10 protein-coding genes and 1 riboswitch are annotated in these 17,167 nt (G+C 72.5%); of the genes, 5 read left to right on the top strand and 5 right to left on the bottom strand.

Annotated elements, in window-relative coordinates:
* Window positions 1-18: 18 nt before the first annotated feature.
* Window positions 19-7,998: an alpha/beta fold hydrolase gene (locus ABT186_RS11880; protein WP_351924795.1), complete on the bottom strand. Its 7,980-nt coding sequence runs from the start codon at window positions 7,996-7,998 to the stop codon at window positions 19-21.
* A 127-nt stretch (window positions 7,999-8,125) separates the two neighbouring features.
* Here ABT186_RS11880 and ABT186_RS11875 point away from each other — a divergent pair, with 127 nt between their 5' ends.
* Window positions 8,126-9,994 carry a cellulase family glycosylhydrolase gene (locus ABT186_RS11875; RefSeq protein ID WP_502973185.1) on the top strand — a complete coding sequence of 623 codons (1,869 nt, stop codon included), beginning with the start codon at window positions 8,126-8,128 and terminating at the stop codon, window positions 9,992-9,994.
* Here ABT186_RS11875 and ABT186_RS11870 read toward each other — a convergent pair.
* Window positions 9,987-11,237 carry a YncE family protein gene (locus tag ABT186_RS11870; protein WP_351924791.1) on the bottom strand — a complete coding sequence of 417 codons (1,251 nt, stop codon included), beginning with the start codon at window positions 11,235-11,237 and terminating at the stop codon, window positions 9,987-9,989. The genes ABT186_RS11875 and ABT186_RS11870 overlap by 8 nt on opposite strands.
* Window positions 11,238-11,426: 189 nt before the next feature.
* On the opposite strand from ABT186_RS11870, the gene ABT186_RS11865 reads away from it, so the two are divergent.
* Together ABT186_RS11865 and ABT186_RS11860 are read left to right on the top strand one after the other, a co-directional pair.
* Complete coding sequence (locus ABT186_RS11865; RefSeq protein WP_351924789.1) at window positions 11,427-12,086, top strand: TetR/AcrR family transcriptional regulator; 660 nt, start codon at window positions 11,427-11,429, stop codon at window positions 12,084-12,086.
* A 91-nt stretch (window positions 12,087-12,177) separates the two neighbouring features.
* Window positions 12,178-13,095, top strand: a complete 918-nt coding sequence (locus ABT186_RS11860; protein ID WP_351924787.1) for a CU044_5270 family protein — start codon at window positions 12,178-12,180, stop codon at window positions 13,093-13,095.
* Here the strand turns inward: ABT186_RS11860 and ABT186_RS11855 are convergent, their stop codons facing one another.
* Together ABT186_RS11855 and ABT186_RS11850 are read right to left on the bottom strand one after the other, a co-directional pair.
* Window positions 13,096-13,944, bottom strand: a complete 849-nt coding sequence (locus ABT186_RS11855) for a bifunctional 5,10-methylenetetrahydrofolate dehydrogenase/5,10-methenyltetrahydrofolate cyclohydrolase (protein ID WP_351237914.1) — start codon at window positions 13,942-13,944, stop codon at window positions 13,096-13,098.
* Between the two features lie 21 nt (window positions 13,945-13,965).
* Window positions 13,966-14,053, bottom strand: a riboswitch (ZMP/ZTP riboswitch).
* Window positions 14,054-14,339: 286 nt separating this feature from the next.
* Window positions 14,340-14,705 carry a nuclear transport factor 2 family protein gene (locus tag ABT186_RS11850; protein WP_351924785.1) on the bottom strand — a complete coding sequence of 122 codons (366 nt, stop codon included), beginning with the start codon at window positions 14,703-14,705 and terminating at the stop codon, window positions 14,340-14,342.
* Window positions 14,706-14,877: 172 nt separating this feature from the next.
* On the opposite strand from ABT186_RS11850, the gene ABT186_RS11845 reads away from it, so the two are divergent.
* Together ABT186_RS11845 and ABT186_RS11840 are read left to right on the top strand one after the other, a co-directional pair.
* Window positions 14,878-15,174 carry a hypothetical protein gene (locus tag ABT186_RS11845; RefSeq protein ID WP_351237880.1) on the top strand — a complete coding sequence of 99 codons (297 nt, stop codon included), beginning with the start codon at window positions 14,878-14,880 and terminating at the stop codon, window positions 15,172-15,174.
* A gap of 175 nt (window positions 15,175-15,349) precedes the next feature.
* Entirely contained in the window at window positions 15,350-16,807 is a 1,458-nt protein-coding gene (locus tag ABT186_RS11840; protein WP_351237881.1) for an aldehyde dehydrogenase family protein, read from the top strand.
* On the opposite strand, the gene ABT186_RS11835 is transcribed toward ABT186_RS11840, so the two are convergent.
* Window positions 16,770-17,150: a hypothetical protein gene (locus ABT186_RS11835; RefSeq protein ID WP_502973184.1), complete on the bottom strand. Its 381-nt coding sequence runs from the start codon at window positions 17,148-17,150 to the stop codon at window positions 16,770-16,772. The two genes, ABT186_RS11840 and ABT186_RS11835, sit on opposite strands and share 38 nt — an antisense overlap.
* Window positions 17,151-17,167: the final 17 nt, after the last annotated feature.

Here is a 17,167-nt window from a genome sequence, read left to right as displayed (position 1 = left end):
CGCAGGGACGCCCGGGTGTCAGCCCGTCGGCGGCGTGAGCGAGGCGATCCAGGCACGGATCGCCTCGGCCGTCGTCCGGGCGTGTTCCTCGAGCATGCTCAGATGACTGCCGGGGACGTCCGCCGTGTCGTGGGCGCCGGGCCAGGCGGACCGCCACCGCTCCGGCATGTCGGGCAGCGGCTCCGTGGCGCGCACCAGCAGGGTGGGGACGCCCGTCGGTTCCGGTTGCCAGCCGCGGAACATCCGGGTGTACGCGCCCAGCGACAGCAGCGTCAGATCGTCCACCGCGCTGTCGAACCGCTCGCCCACCGCCACCGGGATGCGGGCGGGCAGGGCCAGCAGCCAGGACTCGGCCTCCCGGTCCGGGGTGATGTGGTACGAGTCCAGGAGGACGAGCCCGGCCGGGGGAGTGCCACCGGCCGCCAGACGCGCGGTCGTCGCGTGCGCGGCAGAACCGCCCATGGAGTGGCCCACGACGACGTAGGGGCGGTCGCCGAGGTGGCGCCGCACGGTCGCGGCGTGCAACCCGGTGAGCGTCGTCAGGTCCCGCGCCACCGCCTCCCCGTGGCCGATCCCGGGATGCCGCAGCTCGAACACGTCCCGCTCGCCGTCGAAGCAGGGGGCGAGTCCCGCGTGCCACGGCCGGCCCAGGTTCGTGGCGAAGCCCGGTACGCAGACGATCGCCGGGCCGCCCGCCCCGGCGGCCAGCCGCAGCGGTGCGAGGGCGTGCCGGTCACTGTCGCCGGGGCCGAAGTCGGGCGCGCCCAGGGACGCGGTGACCAGCAGGTGCATCGCGGAGACCACGTCACCCGTCGCGCAGACCCGGCGGTAGAGGGCCGGCAGGGAATGGGCGGGGCGGGGGCTTTGGGCAGGGATCCGGTGTGTCGGCGGGGCGGGCCGGACTGGTGGTACGACGCCGGCCGGGTCCTTTTCCGGGGCCGCAGGCCCATCGGCGGCGGACCCATCGACCGCAGGCCCGTCGCCTTCGTCCGTTGCCGCCCGTTCGGGCAGTGCCCCACTCAACTCCCTGTACACATGGTCCGCGAGCTCTTCCACACCGGGCCAGTCGTACGCGACCGTGGCTGCCAGCTGTATCCCGGTGAGCAGGCTCAGCCGGTTGCGCAGCAGCACGCTCATCAGCGAGTCGAAGCCCAGCTCCGGGAAGCCGCGGTCCACGGCACTCACGTCCGTGTGGCCGAGCACCGCGGCGACCTCGGTACGGATCAGCTTCCGCAGGGCGGGCACCCGCTCGGGCAGGGGCAGCGCCGCCAGCCGTTGCCGCCATGCCCCGGCGGTGCCCTCCGGCTCCCCGTCCCCGGCCGCCGACCCGGACGAGGCCGTGCGCCGCGCAGGACGCAGCAGTCCGAGGAGCGGCGGCGGAACGGGCGCCCCGGCGGCCGCCGCACCCGCAGAACGGTCCAGCGGCAGCGGCGCCAGGACCGGTAGGGGGCTGCCCAGCGCGGCATCGAACAGCGCGAGGCCCTGCTCCGGGGAGACGGTACGCACCGCGCCCCCGCGGAGCCGGTCGGTGCGCGCCGCCATCCCGTCCTCGTCGGCCCACGGTCCCCAGACCAGCGACAGTGCGGGCAGGCCGAGCGCGGCGCGGTGCCGGGCGAGCGCGTCCAGGAAGGAGTTCGCCGCCGCGTAGCTGGCCTGGCCGGGGTTGCCCAGCAGCCCGGCGGCCGAGGAGAACAGCACGAAGTGCGACAGGGGCAGATCCTTCGTCAGCTCGTGCAGATACCAGGCCGCGTCGGCCTTCGGGCGCAGCACCGTCGCCAGTCGCTCGGGCGTCATCGCTTCCAGTACGCCGTCGTCGAGGACCCCGGCCGTGTGCACGACGGCGGTGAGGGAGTGTGCGAACTCCTTGATGACAGCCGCGAGTTGGTGCCGCTCGGCGGTGTCGCACGCGATCAGGTCCACGTGCGCGCCCGCACGCTCCAGCTCATCGCGCAGTGTCCGTGCGCCGGGTGCCTGTGGCCCGCGGCGGCCGAGGAGGACGAGATGCCGTACTCCGTGGTTCGTGACCAGATGCCGGGCCAGCAGCGCTCCCAGTGAACCGGTGCCGCCTGTTATCAGGACGGTGCCCTCACCCAGTGGGGCGCCGACGGGTGACCCTGCGGTCGCCGTCAACCGTGGAGCGCTCAGCAGGCCGCCATGGATGGCCAGTTGGGGCTCACCGGTCGCCAAGGCGGCGGGCAGCAGCCGCAGCGACTCGGCCCGGTCGTCCACGTCCACGAGGATCAGTCGGCCGGGGTGTTCCGCCTGCGCGGCCCGTACCAGTCCCCAGACCGTGGCGGCCGGCAGGTCCGGTGCCTCGGCGGTGGCACCCCGCGTCACCACGACCAGCCGCCCGGAACCGGAGAGCCGGGTCCGCAGCAGGTCCAGGGCCCGGGCGGCGAGCACGTGCGCGGCGGTGGCCGGGTCTGCGTCCTCGGCGCAGGCGGACAGGGAGACCATCGCCACCCCGGGTGCGTCCGCGGGCGGGAGGACCGCGCCCAGGCCCAGGTCGTCGGGGTCCGTCACCGCCGGGACGGGGCCCTCGGCGGGGACCGGAACACCGGACCACCGCAGACGGTAGAGCTCTCCGGCCAGGGGGGCGCCGCTTTCCGGGACCGGACGTGTGGTCAGCGACTCCAGCGTGGCCACGGGTGCGCCCGAAGGATCGGCGAGGTCGACGGAAACCACGTCCGGGCCGAACGTCCTGATGCGCACGCGCAGTTCCGTCGCCCCGGTGGCGTAGAGCGTCATACCGCGCCATGCGAACGGCATCCGGGCCGTGCCGCCGGGGGGCTCGGCGAGCAGCCCGGCGTGCAGGGCGGCGTCCAGCAACGCCGGATGCAGGCCGTGGCGGAGGGCCCGAACCCCCGGCACCGGCCCGACTTCGGCGAACACTTCGTCGCCCCGCCGCCACAGTGCCGTGACGCCGCGGAACGCGGGCCCGTACGCATGACCGGCGGCGGCCAGTGTCTCGTAGGCGCCGGTGACGTCCACGGGCGTGGCATCCGGCGGCGGCCAGGCAGCCGGAGCGGCCGCCCGGTCCAGGACGGCCGGGAGGGCCGGGCCGAGCCGCCCGGTCGCATGGTGCGTCCAGGAACCGAGCGCGCCGGACTCCTCCGGCCGCGAGTGCACGTCCACGGTACGGCGACCGGTGCCGTCCGGCTCTCCCACGGCGACCTGGATCTGGATCCGGTCCCGGTCGTCGTCGGGCAGCGGGAGCGGGGCCAGCAGGGCGAGGTCCTCCAGGACGTCGAGACCGCAGGCGTCGCCCGCGTGCAGCGATAGTTCGGCGAACGCGGAGCCCGGCACCAGGGTGCGCCCGGCCACGACGTGATCACGCAGCCACGGCTCGGCCGCGCCGGACAGCAGACCGGTGCACAGCAGCCGCTCCGTGCCCGGCACGGTGAGCGTGTGTGTCAGCAGCGGGTGGCCGGATCCGCCGGAGGGCCCGGCGGCGGTGTCGTCCAGCCAGTACCGCTGCCGCCGGAACGGATAGGTCGGCAGGTCGGCCCGGCGGGCGCCGCCGGCGGCGTACACCCGGTGCCAGTCGACCGGCAGCCCGTGGACGTGGAGCCGCCCCAGTGAGGCCAGCAGCGTCCGCGGCTCGGGTTCCGTGGCGCCCCGCCGGGCGGCGGCCGTGAACAGCAGTTCCTCGCCGGCCTCCGCCAGGCCCGTCATCGCCAGGGCCGTGAGCTGAGCTTCGGGGCCGACCTCGGCGAACGCCGTCACCTTTCCCTCGTGCGCCAGCCAGTTCAGGGCGTCCCCGAACCGCACGGCCTCCCGGGCGTGCCGGACCCAGTACGCGGCCGACCGCAGCTCGTCCCCGGCGGCCGGGCGCCCGGTCAGCCCCGATACCAACGGGATCCGCGGCACCCCGTACGCCAACCGGTCCGCGACTCGGCCGAACTCGGCGAGCATCGGCTCCATCAGCGGGGAGTGGAAGGCGTGGCCGACCCGCAGCCGGGAGGTGCGCCGTCCCCGTACGGCGAACCGTTCCGCGAGGGCGAGCACCGGCCCCTCCGCGCCCGAGACCACGACCGCGCGCGGGCCGTTCACCGCAGCGATCGCGACCCCGTCGGCCAGTTCGCGCGTCACCTCTTCCTCGGTGGCGTCCAGCGCCACCATGGCGCCGCCCTCGGGCAGCTCCCGCATCAACCGCCCTCGGGCCGCCACCAGTTCGACGGCGTCCGCCTCGGACAGGACCCCCGCGGCATGGGCCGCGGCCAGTTCGCCGACCGAGTGCCCGGCCAGGACATCCGGGCGCACGCCCCAGGACTCCAACAGCCGGAAGGCGGCCACCTCGAAGACGAACAGGGCCGCCTGGGCGAAGTCCGTACGGTCCACCAGCCGGCCCGTGTCCGTACCCCACAGCACGGAACGCAGGGGCCGCTCCAGATGGGCGTCGAAGCGATCGCACAAGCTGTCGAAGGCGGCGGCGAAGACCGGGAAGGCCTCGTACAACTCCCGCCCTATGCCGGGCCGTTGGGCGCCCTGTCCGGTGAACAGCAGGGCCAGCCGGCCGGCCGCGCGAGGCGTGTGCCGCGGACCGGACACCGCCAGGGCATCCAGCTCCCCGAGCAGCGTCTCGCGGTCGTCGGCGGGTACGGCGGCCCGGTGCGGGAGCGCGGCCCGGGCGGTGGCGAGAGTGAACGCCACGTCCAGAGGGGCCAGTTCGGGCCGCTCGCGCAGCGCGGCCGCCGTCCGCGCGGCCTGGGCCCGCAGGGCGTCCGGGCTCGCGGCGGACAGCAGCAGCGGGGGCGTCGCCTCCCTGCGCGGGGACGCCGCACCTCGGGACGCCGTGGCCATGTCGTCCTCGGCCTGCTCCAGGATCACATGCGCATTGGTCCCGCCGATCCCGAACGCCGACACCCCGGCCCGCCGAGGACTTCCGGGCGCGGGACGCCACTCCTCCTCCCGTGTCAGCAGCCGTACGGTGCCCGCTGACCAGTCGACCCCGGGCGAGGGCTCGTCGGCGTGCAGGGTGCGGGGGAGCAGCCCGTGCCGCATGGCCAGGACGGTCTTGATGACACCGCCGACACCCGCCGCGGCCTGGGTGTGTCCGAGGTTGGACTTCAACGAGCCGAGCCACAGGGGGCGTTCGGCGGACCTGCCCGGGCCGTACGCGGCCATCAGTGCCCGGGCCTCGATCGGATCGCCGAGCGCGGTGCCCGTGCCGTGCGCCTCCACCGCGTCGACGTCCGCCGGGGCAAGGCCCGCGTCGGCGAGCGCCGCACGGATCACGCGTTGCTGCGCCGGGCCGTTGGGTGCGGTCAATCCGTTGGACGCGCCGTCGGAGTTGACGGCAGAGCCGCGCAGCACGGCCAGCACCGGATGCCCGTTGCGCCGGGCGTCGGACAGCCTCTCCAGCAGGACCAGTCCGGCCCCCTCGCCCCATGCGGTACCGTCGGCCGCCGCCGAGAACGGTTTGCACCGGCCGTCCGGGGCCAGCCCGCGCAGCCTGCTGAACGCGATGAACGGGGCGGGCGTGGCCATGACGGTCACCCCGCCGGCGACCGCCAGAGAGCACTCACCGCCCCGCAGGGCCCGCGCGGCGGTGTGCATCGCCACCAGCGACGACGAGCAGGCGGTGTCCACGGTCACGGCGGGACCGCGCAGACCCAGGGTGTACGCGATCCGCCCGGAGGCCACGCTGCCCGCCGAACCGAGGGCGAGATGGGCCTCCAGCTCGTGCGCGCCGCCGTGCAGCAGACGGCCGGCGTAGTCGTCGTGCATCACACCGACGAAGACGCCGGTGTCGCTGCCGCGCAGGCCCGACGGGTCGAGGCCCGCCCGCTCCAGCAGTTCCCAGGCGGTCTCCAGGAGCAGCCGCTGCTGCGGATCCGTGGCCAGCGCCTCCCGGGGCGACATACCGAAGAAGGTCGCGTCGAAGTCGGCCGCACCGTGCAGGAATCCGCCCCGGCGGGTGACGGAGGTGCCCGGGCGGTCCGGATCGGGGTCGTACAGCTCCGCCGCGTCCCAGCCGCGGTCGGCAGGGAAATCGGAGGTCGCGTCGGTGCCGTCCGCGACAAGCCGCCACAGGTCCTCCGGGGACTCCACTCCGCCCGGAAAGCGGCACGCCATGGCCACGACGGCGATCGGCTCCCCGGGTTGTGTACGAGCCCCCGCATCGGCGTCGCCCGCGGGTGACGGGTGGTCGTCGCCGCGCAGCGCCTCGCGGACCAGGGCCGCCGCGGCCATGGGCGTGGGATGGTCGAACACCAGGGTCGCGGGCAGCTCCAGACCGGTCGCCGCGGCGAGCCGGTCGCGCAGCAGCACCCCGCCGAGCGAGGTGAGCCCGAGCGCGGTGAAGGGCTGGTCCCGGTCCAGCTCGTGCGCGGGAACGCCGACCGTGCGTGCGGTCTCTTCGAGTACGACGTCCAGGACGGCATCGGGCACCGCCGTCAGCCGCTCACGCAGCGCGGACCTGGCAGCCGTACCCTCGGCGGCCAGTCGCTGCGCCAACTGCTCGGCGAGCTCCGGGCGGGCGGTCTTGCCCGACGGGGTACGGGGGACGGCGGCGGTCTCGTGGATCTCGTCCGGCACCTTGAAGGCGGACAGTCGCTCCCGGCAGTCGGCCAGTGCCCGCGGCACGTCAACCCCGTGGGGTCCGGGGACGACGAAGGCGACCGGCACCTCGCCCAGCACGTCGTGCGGCCGGCCGACGACGGCGGCGTCGACGATGTCGGGGCGGGCGAGCAGCACCTGCTCGACCTCGGACGAATTGACGTTCTGGCCGCCCCGGATGATGAGTTCTTTGACGCGTCCGGTGACCCGGAGATGTCCGTGCGCCACGCGGCGGCCGAGGTCGCCGGTGCGGTACCAGCCGTCGGTGAACGCCTCCGCGGTGGCCTCCGGCCGGTGGTGATAGCCGGTCATCAGCGCGGGGCCGCGCACCCAGATCTCCCCCTCGTCCCCGTCGGCGACCTCGGCACCGGTGGCCGGATCGGCCACCCGCACCGTCAGCCCGGGCAGGGGCGGGCCGCTGGAGTCGTCCCGGGGCCCGTCGAGCCGGCTGACCGCGATCTTGCCGCATGTCTCGGTGGAGCCGTAGCCGTCGAGCAGGGGAGCACCCAGCAGCTCCTCGACCTCGGCCCGCAGCTCCGGCGGACACGGCGCGCCCGCAGTCACGCACACCCGGAGCGAGGAGGGCAGGGTGACCGGCGCCTCCCGCAGCGACTCGGCCAGCAGCCGGTAGGTGGCGGGCACCCCGGCCAGGACCGTGAACGGCTGCCCCGCCAGTGCCTTGGCCACATGCGCGCCCCGGTCCAGCAGGTGGGCGCTCGCACCGACCGAGACCACGCCCAGCAGACACAGCGAATGGGCGTAGCAGTGGAACATCGGCAGGGGCCACAGCACCCGGTCGTCCTGGCACAGCCCGTACGCCGGCACATAGGCCGCTGCCACCGACCACAGGGCGGAGCGCTGGGTGGAGACCACACCCTTGCTCTCCCCGGTGGTGCCCGAGGTGTAGAGGATCCAGGCGGGTTCGTCGAGCCCCAGGTCGTCCCGGGGCGCCGCGCCCGGTTCCGTTCCGGTCAGGTCCTCGAACAGGAGCGCGTCGGCGGGCGACCCGGCCGGGAGGGCGTCCGTGCCCGCGACCACCACCCGCACCCCGGGCCGGTGAGCCGTCAGCCGGGCCACCTGTGGCAGCAACGGTTCCTCGGTGACGACCACGACCGCGCTGCTGTCGTCGAGGAAGTGGGCCAACTCGTCCGCCGACGCACCGGGGTTGAGCAGCACGCCGACCGCCCCGGCCCGGAGCACGCCGATACAGCTCTCCACCAGCTCGACCCGATTGCCCAGCAGGATCGCGATCCGGTCGCCGTGTCCCAGCCCGAGGCCCGCCAGATGCCCAGCCAGCCGGCCGGAGCGCTGCTCCAACTCCCGGTAGGTGACGGCCCGACGGGCGTCCCGGTAGGCGGTCTTCCCTCCCAGCCGAGCCGCGTGCTCCCGCAAGGTGCCGGGCAGTGCACGCACCAACTCGCCCCGGAAATCCGCCATCCCCACCCCTTCGATCGCGGCTGTGCTCCTGGCAACCGTACGGCAGTCGAAGCGCGTTCACTGTTGCCGCGCGCGGGTGGTGCACGGGTGTTGACGTACTTCGTGAATCGGCCTGATTGTAATGTACATGGCGAAGTTACGCGTGCGTATGCTCGGCGTTCTCGTGTCACTCACCGGCGTCCTCGCGGCGACGGGCCTCCGGCCCGCGACCGCCGCTTCCCTTCCCGACTCCCTCTGGTTCGACGCCCAGGCGTCCGCCACCCTCACCGTCCAGGGCGGACGCTTCACCGACGGCCTCGGCCGCGAGGTCGTCCTGCGCGGCTACAACGTCTCCGGTGAGACCAAGCTGGAGGAGAACAGCGGACTGCCGTTCGCCTCGGTGGCCGACGCCAAGAAGTCGGCGACCGCCCTGCGCACCCTCGGCGGTGGAAACACGGTCCGCTTCCTGCTCTCCTGGGCCCATGCCGAACCCGTGCGCGGCCAGGTCGACACGGCGTATCTGGCCGCGGCCACCGACCAGATGCGCGCGTTCCTGGACGCCGGCATCCGGGTCTATCCCGACTTCCACCAGGACCTCTACTCCCGCTACCTCTTCAACCAGGGGAGCTGGTACACCGGCGACGGCGCCCCCAAGTGGGCAGTGGACGCCGGGAGTTATCCCCAGGAGTCGTGCGGGATCTGCCTCTTCTGGGGCCAGAACATCACCCAGAACCAGGCGGTGACGAAGGCGTCGTACGACTTCTGGCACAACGCCTACGGCGTGCAGGACGCCTTCCTCGCCACCGCACAGACCATCATGACATTCGTCCAGCAGCATCTGACCGGCGACGAGTTCGCCGGCGTCGTCGGCTTCGACCCGTTCAACGAGCCCCACGCGGGCACGTACGACTCCGGGCAGACGAGCCGCACCTGGGAACAGAACGTGCTCTGGCCGTTCTACGCGAAGTTCCGCGCACGTATGGACGCGGCGGGCTGGCAGGACAAGCCGGCCTTCGTCGAACCGAACCTCTTCTGGAACGCCAACATCTCCTCCCAGAAGCAGGAGGGCGGACTCCTCGACGCGGGCACGATCGGCCCTCGCTATGTCTTCAACACCCACTTCTACGACCAGAAGGCCATCTCCGGCATCCTCATGTGGGGCAAGGCGGGGGACGGGCAGTACGCGAGTGATTTCCAAGCCGTGCGCGACCGGGCCGCCGCTCTGGGCACGACCGCGGTCGTCAGCGAGTTCGGCCATCCGCTGAGCGGTTCGGTCTCCGACAAGGCGCCCACTGTGGTGAAGGCGATGTACCAGGCGCTCGACTCCCGCCTGTCCGGCGCGAGTTGGTGGTCGGATCCGGCCGACTCCGGACCGGTGCTGTCCGGCACGCAGTGGCAGTGGGACATCTACAACGGCCGCCACCACGAGCTGATGAACGGCAACCCCGGCAAGGTCCTCACCTCCGGGGACGCCTGGAACGACGAGGACCTCTCGGCGGTGGCCCTCGACGACTCGGGCACCCCGGTGCTGCGGCAGGACTCCCGCCTGCTGGACCGGCTCTACCCGAGCGCCACCGCAGGAACGACGGTCGCCTTCACCTACGAGGACCGCTCCCGGGACGGCTCCACGACGCTGACCTGGAACCCTGTCCCCGGCTCGCTCCCGAACGTGGCGCAACTCGTGGGCTCGGGGCAGTACGGCCTTCTGGTGTGGCGCTCGAACGGTTCCGCGGCGCCGACGGAACTGCATCTGCCGGCCTCCTTCCCGGCCGCCTCCACCACGGTGGTCTCCGACCTCGGCACCGCGGCGGGCCTGCCCGCCTACACGAGGTCGACCCCGGTCGGCGTGGCGAACGAACCCGGCGGCGCGGGCAGCAAACGGCTCCTGCTGACCGCCTCGGACACCGGCACCGTGCACTACGCGCTGGTTGCGAACGGGGCGACGGCTCCGTCCGCGTCCCTGCTGAGCGCGGCGCGGACGGAGCTGTCGGCGTGGGCGGCGAAGAAGGTCAGCTAGCGGACGGGCCCGTCCAGTCCGCCGGGATGTGCGCCAGGCGCACGCGCTGCGGGTGGTCGCCGACCGGGACCGAGACGACCTTCTGGCCCGTCGCGAAGTCGATCGCGGTGACCTGGTCGGCGCCGCTCTCCGAGATGATGCAGTCCTTGCCGTCACCGCTCACCGTCGCCCAGTACGGCTTGGAGGCGGTGACGAGCGGGCCCTCCTGGAGAGTGGCACGGTCCACGACGGTCGCGTAGTCGTCCATGGTCCCCGCGACGCACAGCTTGGTGCCGGACGGGTTCATCGAAATGCCGTGGTGGCGCGAGTCGTTGACCCACGTCGTACGGTCCTCGCTGGTCGCCGGGTTCTTCGGTAGGGTCTTCACCCGGGTGATCTTGTCGGCGGCCACGTCGTACTCCAGGAAGCCGTTGAAGAACGACACCTGGAAGTACAGCTTCGACTCGTCGGGGGTGAAGACCGCGGGCCGTACCGCGTCGGAGAAGTCCTTGAGCCCGATCGCGTCCAGCCGGTCCCGCATGTCGATGATCTTGACCTGCTTGTAGGTGTTGGCGTCGACGATCGTGATGTGGCGGTCGCCCTTCGTCCAGTCCCAGGCCGGGTCGTCGAGCGATGTGTTGACGTCGCCGATCGCCATGTTCCAGATGTACTTGCCGTCCTTGGTGAAGATGTTCTCGTGCGGTTTGTCGCCGGTGGCGAACTCACCGAGTTCCTTCCCGGTGTTGATGTCCAGCACCTGCACCTTGTTCGCGGTCGAGGCCGAGACCGCGACGCGGGTGCCGTCGGGGGAGACGGCCATGTGGTCGGCGCGGTAACCGGCCACCGGAAAACGCCAGTTGATCTTCCCGGTGGCGAGGTCGATCGAGACGACGTCGGCGAAGCTGGGCCGGGAGACGACCATCGACTTCCCGTCCGGTGTGGAGTACATGTCGTCGACGAACTGGTCGTGCCCCTCGCCGACGCTGTTGCGGATGGCCATGAAGTAGATCCACTTGATGGGATCGGCGTTGATCGCCGCTATCCGCTCCGCCTTGTCCGGGATGACGTTGATGCGGCCGATCTTGCCGAAGTCGCCCGTGGAGTTGATGACGTCGGCGGTGCCGTCCCAGTTGTTGCCCACGAACATCACCTCGCGCAGCGCGGCCGAGGAGTCCTGCGCGGAGGCGGCGGACGCCGTGCCGCCGGCGGTCAGGGCGAGGGCGGCGGCGATGGACATGAGGTGCCGGGGTCGGAGGACAGACATAAGAGGTCCCGTCTTTGGTGGGGGCATGACAAGGAAGCGCTGGTCAGGACGCCTCGGAATCTGAATACGCCAGCTTTCAGAGTGGACTTACTGGAAAGTAAGGAAGGGGCGGCCTTCTGCACAAGAGCCTGTGCACGACAAAATTGACCGACAGGCGAACAGATCGTCGAGCAACGAGGGGGAGCGCGGGTGGCGGGCAGGCTCAGACAGCCGACGGGCCGGTACGGCGGCAAGTCGGCCGAGGAGCGGCAGGCCGAGCGGCGCCGGCGGTTCCTGGATGCCGCGCTCCAGCTCTTCGGCGACAGCCCCGGCTTCCGGTCCACCACGGTCGCTGCGCTGAGCGAGGCGGCGGGCCTGTCGACGCGACAGTTCTACGAGGAGTTCCACACGCTCGAGGACGTCCTGGCCGCGCTGCACCTCCTGGTCAACGACTGGGCCGAGCAGGCCGCGGCCGCCGCCCTCGCGGAGGCGCACGACCTGCCGCTCGCCGAGCGCGCCGCCGCGGTCTTCCGGGCGTACGCGGCGAACGTCACCTGCGATCCGCGCAGGATCCGTATCACCTTCGTCGAGATCATCGGAGTCAGCCCGCGGCTGGAGGAGCAGCGGCTCGAACGCCGTTCCCGCTGGATCGCCTTCATCTGCGCCGAGGCCGCCGAGGCCGCTGTGCGCGGCGAGGCGGCGCCGCGCGACTACCGGATCGCGGCGACGGCGTTCATCGGCAGCGTCAACGGACTGCTGCACGACTGGCGGGCCGGGTGGGTGGACGCGACCCTGGACGAGATCGTGGAGGAACTGGTCCGGCAATTGCTCGGGATACTACGGCCGGCCGGGTGGCTTCCGGGCGCCTGAGAGGGCGTCGAGGTGTGCGGGACGCCTGTGGGCGGCGGGGAGGATCCCGAGGCGGCGCGCTGCTGTTGGGCGCGGGCGTCGCGAGTGCTCGGTGGCTACGACGACGCGCGGGCGGTGGCCGCCCGCGCGATGCAGAAGAACGGCAGGACCGACAGGCCGAGGACGAACGACCCGCTGGACCTGGGCCCTCGCCGCGACGACGGCCGTCGCCGCGGTCGCGCTCATGCTGCTCCTGTCCGGCCCGGCCGCCCCGCCGGCCGTGGCCGCACCTCGCCCCCTCGCCGTCCGGGTCGGCTCCACGCCCGTCCTCCTGAAGGAAATCGCCGACCGCGCGGCCGCGGGGCACGGCTCGCTGCCGCTGCGTCAGGGCACCCACGTCCAGACCTGGAGTCTGGGCCTGACCAGCGGTGCCGGATCCTGGCCGCCGATCACGCTCCCCGAGGAGCGGGTCGTCCGCTGGAAGGCCGACGGCAGCCACACGGAACTCGTCGTGGCCACCGATCCGCGTCGGCCGGGCAGGCCCGTCATCACCGACACCGGCGGCACCCCGCGCACGGTCGAGGACGGCCATGTCCTCAGCCGGAAGACGTACTGGCCCAGCTGGAGCGATGCCCCGCCACAGGCGGAGCCGCCGCACACGGCCGCCGCCCTGCGCGCCTACCTCGAGGAGATCGACACCACGACGACCGTCAACGGCACGCCCGAACTCCTTCAAGCAGTCTCCGAGTTGCTCGACAACTGGACGCTGGGATCGCGCGAGGACGTCGCCCTGCTGCGCGTCCTCGCCGACGCGAAGGGTCTGCGTCCGGTCGGTGCGGTCACCGACCGGCTCGGCCGCCCGGGGCAGGCGTACGTCTTCTACGACACCGGCCACGCCGATCGCCGGATGCTGATCCTGGATCCGGTGACCGGCGCCGTACTCGGGCTGGAGACCACCGCGACCAAGGGCGAGCCCGAGTTCGGGCTCAGGACCGGTGAGGTGCTGGGGTACAGCGCCTGGATGCGGTGATCACAGCCCGAGTTGCCGCTCGGCCGCGGTGACGGTCTGCTCCAGCAGCGTGGCGATCGTCATCGGGCCGACGCCGCCCGGCACCGGGGTGATCAGTGCGGCCCGGGTGACGGCGGTGTCGAAGTCGACGTCGCCGACATTGCCCAGGTTGTACCCGGCGTCGACCACCACGGCACCGGGCTTGACGTCCTCGCCGCGGATCAGCCGGGGCCGCCCCACCGCGGCCACCACGATGTCCGCCTGCCGGACGACCGACGAAAGGTCTGCGGTACGGGAGTGGCAGTACGTCACCGTGGCGTCGCGGCCCAGCAGCAGCATGCCGACCGGCTTGCCGAGGATCGCGCTGCGGCCCACCACGACCGCGCGCTTCCCGGCCGGGTCGACGTCGTACTCGTCGAGCAGTCGCATGATGCCGCCGGGTGTGCAGGACCGGAAGCCGGGCAGTCCGAAGCTCATCGCCGAGTACGAGCTGAGGGTGACGCCGTCGACGTCCTTCTCGGGCGCGATCGCCTCGAACGCCGCCCGCTCGTCGATGTGTTCACCCACCGGGTGCTGGAGCAGGATGCCGTGCACGGTCGGGTCGGTGGACAGCGCGGTGAGGGTGTCGACGAGTTCGGCCGTCGTGGTCGCGGCGGGCAGACCCACGTGCCGCGACGCGATACCGGCCCTGCGGCAGCGGTTCTGCTTCATCCGCACGTAGGTCACGGAGGCGGGGTCCTCGCCCACCAGCACGGTCGCGAGACAGGGCGTGACCCCGGCGCCTTCCGTCAGGTCGGCCGCGCGCGCGGCCGTCTCCTCGACGATCCGCCGGGCGAGACCGGTGCCGTCCATGAGCCTGGCCTGGGTCATGAGCCACTCCTGAGCGTTGTGGAAAATCGCCCAGGCGCGCGGCTGAGACGGCAGATGCCGGGCCGCTCCCCGGTGGTGCTCCACCTCAGCGCCAGTCACGGCCGGGGTGATCGTACCGCGGCCACAGGAAGTCCAGGTCCAAGCGGCTGTCGTCGCCGGGCTCGTCGAGTCACCGATGCCGGCCACGACGCCTTCGAGCGGCACGCCGTGGCGCAGGACAAGGGTGAGCATGCCTTGCTCGAAGCACTGACCGCAGAAGTGAGGCGGACGCTCGCAGAGCTGCCGCGGTGACCGGCCGTGGCCGCCGGGTCCGGCCCTGGCGGCCCAGTGCCGCCCCTGCAGAGAAGGTCCAGGAGAGCCGCGAGCTGACCTGGACCCTCATGGCCGGTGCCTTCCTACTCGTCCCACGCCTGGATGAGAATCTGCCGGGCGATCTTGCCGCCCCGCAACGACACCATCGAACTCGCCAGCACCCGGACGCCGTCCTTGTACTCGCACGACTCGGTGAAGGCGACGTGGTCGCCCTGAACGACACACCGGTCCAGGTGGTGGGTCATGTCCCGGCTGTAGATGTCGTTGAGCATCTCACCGACCTGGTCCCGGCCGTGGACGATCTTCGGGTGGCTGGGCTGGGTGTTGCGGTCGACGACGCGTATCTCCGCGTCGTCCGTGTAGAGCGACAGCAGAGCCGCCGCATCGCGTCCTTCGATGCCTCGGCGCAGGGCTTCCGTGTCGAAGGCGGTGGCCGGCGCGGTGCCCATGATGGCCTCCTTCCAAGGCCGCGGGCCCGGGGGCGGCGGGCCGCGAAGGCCTCTCCTTCGAGCCTCCCCCCGGTGCAGTGCCCTCGGCAAGCGCAGCCGGACCTGTGCACCTCCCGGGTGAGCGCGCGCCGGGTCCCGTGACCGCCCGCGGCCCGGTGCCGTTGCTGAAGGCATGATCTCAACACGACGCATCGTCGCCGCCGTTGGTCTCGCCGTCGGCGTCACGGGCCTCGCCGCGCCGCTGGCGAACGCTTCCACCGCCGACGTCCGGGACGCGGGCAAGCCGAACCCGGTCGCCCTGCTCGACTCACTGGCCCGCAGCGACATCCCGGCGCAGCACAAGGACGAGGTCCCGCGGCCCTCCAGCCAGCTCGCGGGACTGAACCACCTGCGCGACCTCAATCAGCTGCACCAGGCCACCGACCTGGCAGCGCCCGTCACCGGGCTGGCCCAGGCCGCCGTGTACTAGAACGTCCCGCGACGCCCCTCCGGGCCCCCGGCCGTGAGCGCCGGGGGCCTTGACATTCCCGGACACCGGCCGGAGCATCGCGAGAGATCGGTGAATGAGAGTTCACAGCGCGAACAGACTCATCCACCGTGGTCCGCAGGCGTACCGTCGTAGCTACGTACCCAAGGAAGCCGCCATGCCCATCACCCGCGAACTCCTCATCGGCGGCAAGGACGTGCCCGCCGCGTCCGGCCGCACCACCGTCGATGTCGCCCCCTACACCGGTGAGGTGTATGCGACGCTCGCGGCGGCCGGGCCGGAGGATGTGAGGCGGGCCGTGGACGCCGCGGACGCGGCCTTCCCCGCATGGTCGGCGCTCGCGCCCTTCGCGCGCCGGGCCATCTTCCTCAAGGCGGCCGACCTGCTGGACGCCCGGGGCGAGCAGGTGGCCGAGATCATGGCGCACGAGGCGGGCGGCACCCGCCCGTGGGCCTACTTCAACGTGGCGCTGGCGGCGAACATCCTGCGCGAGGCGGCGGCCGCGATCACCGCGCCGCGCGGTGAGGTGCTCAACGCCCAGGAGGAGGGCGCGCTCGGGCTCGCGGTGCGCGAACCGCTGGGCGTGGTGGCCGCGTTCGCGCCGTGGAACGCGCCGGTCATCCTCGGCGTACGGGCAGTGGCGGCGCCCCTTGCCGCGGGCAACACGGTGGTCGTCAAGCCGAGTGAGGACGCGCCGATCGCCTGCGGGCTGCTCGTCGCCGACGTACTGCGCGAGGCCGGGCTGCCGGCCGGGGTGCTGAACGTGGTCACCAACGCCCGCGAGGACGCCGCCGAGATCGCCGAGGTGCTGATCTCCGACGAGCGGGTACGGGCGGTGAACTTCACCGGCTCGACCGGTGTGGGGCGGATCATCGGCGAGCTCGCGGCACGTCATCTCAAGCCCGCCGTCCTGGAGCTGGGCGGAAAGAACGCGGTGATCGTGCTCGACGACGCCGACGTGGACTACGCTGTCAACGCGGTCGCCTTCAGCGTCTTCATGAACGCCGGACAGATCTGCATGTCGGGCGACCGGATCCTCGTCCATGAGTCGCTTGCCGACGAGTTCACGCAGAAGTTCACCGCGAAGGCCGCCGCCCTGCGGGCGGGTGACCCGACGCATCCGCGGACGGTGGTCGGTCCACTGGTCAGCGCCTCGGCCGCGCAGCGGGTGGCCGGACTGGTCGAGGACGCCGTGGCCAAGGGGGCCAAGGCCCTCATCGGCGGCGAGCCCGTGGGTGCGGTGCACCCGGCCACCGTCCTCACCGATGTGCCGAAGGACGCGGACCTGTACTTCACCGAATCCTTCGGACCGGTCTGCGTACTGGAGACGTTCGCCGACGACGATGCGGCGGTCACCCTCGCCAACGACACCGAGAACGGCCTGACCTGCGGCATCATCACCGAGAACGCCACCCATGGCCTGGCTGTCGCACGCCGGGTGCGCACCGGCATCGTGCACATCAACGACCAGTCGGTGGCCGACGAGCCGCACGCACCCTTCGGCGGTGTGAAAGCCTCAGGCTACGGCCGCTTCGGCGGACGGTGGGGCATCGAGGCCTTCTCCAACACCCGCTGGGTCACCATCGCCACCCATCACGCCCACTACCCGTTCTGAACCACGTCCCGGGAGAATTCACTCCGTCGTCGGTGGACTGGGGCGCGGTCAGGTCCGCGATGGTGGCGCCGCTGCAGCTGACGTCGCGGAAGTCGGCGGCGGCGAGGCCGAGACGCGCGGCCACCAGTGCCGGGTAGTTGTGGTCGGAGCGGTCGCAGCCGGCCGGTGTCCCGGTCCGGTCGGGGATCTCCGGGCCGGCTGTGTAGGAATCGCCCAGGGCGACGTACGGGCCCTTGGGGGGCGCGGGGTCGGACCCGTCGCCGTGCCGGTCGATACCGATCGCGGCGCCGACAACGCCGCAGACGAGCACCCCGGCCGGCCCGGCTCGTACGGAAGTCTTCATCGATGTGTCCTGTCCGG

This window comes from Streptomyces sp. NPDC001634 (assembly GCF_040298185.1).
Lineage (GTDB): Bacteria > Actinomycetota > Actinomycetes > Streptomycetales > Streptomycetaceae > Streptomyces.
The sequence above is the reverse complement of the archived record's forward strand: the minus strand, read 5'-3'. Positions and strand labels throughout refer to the sequence as shown.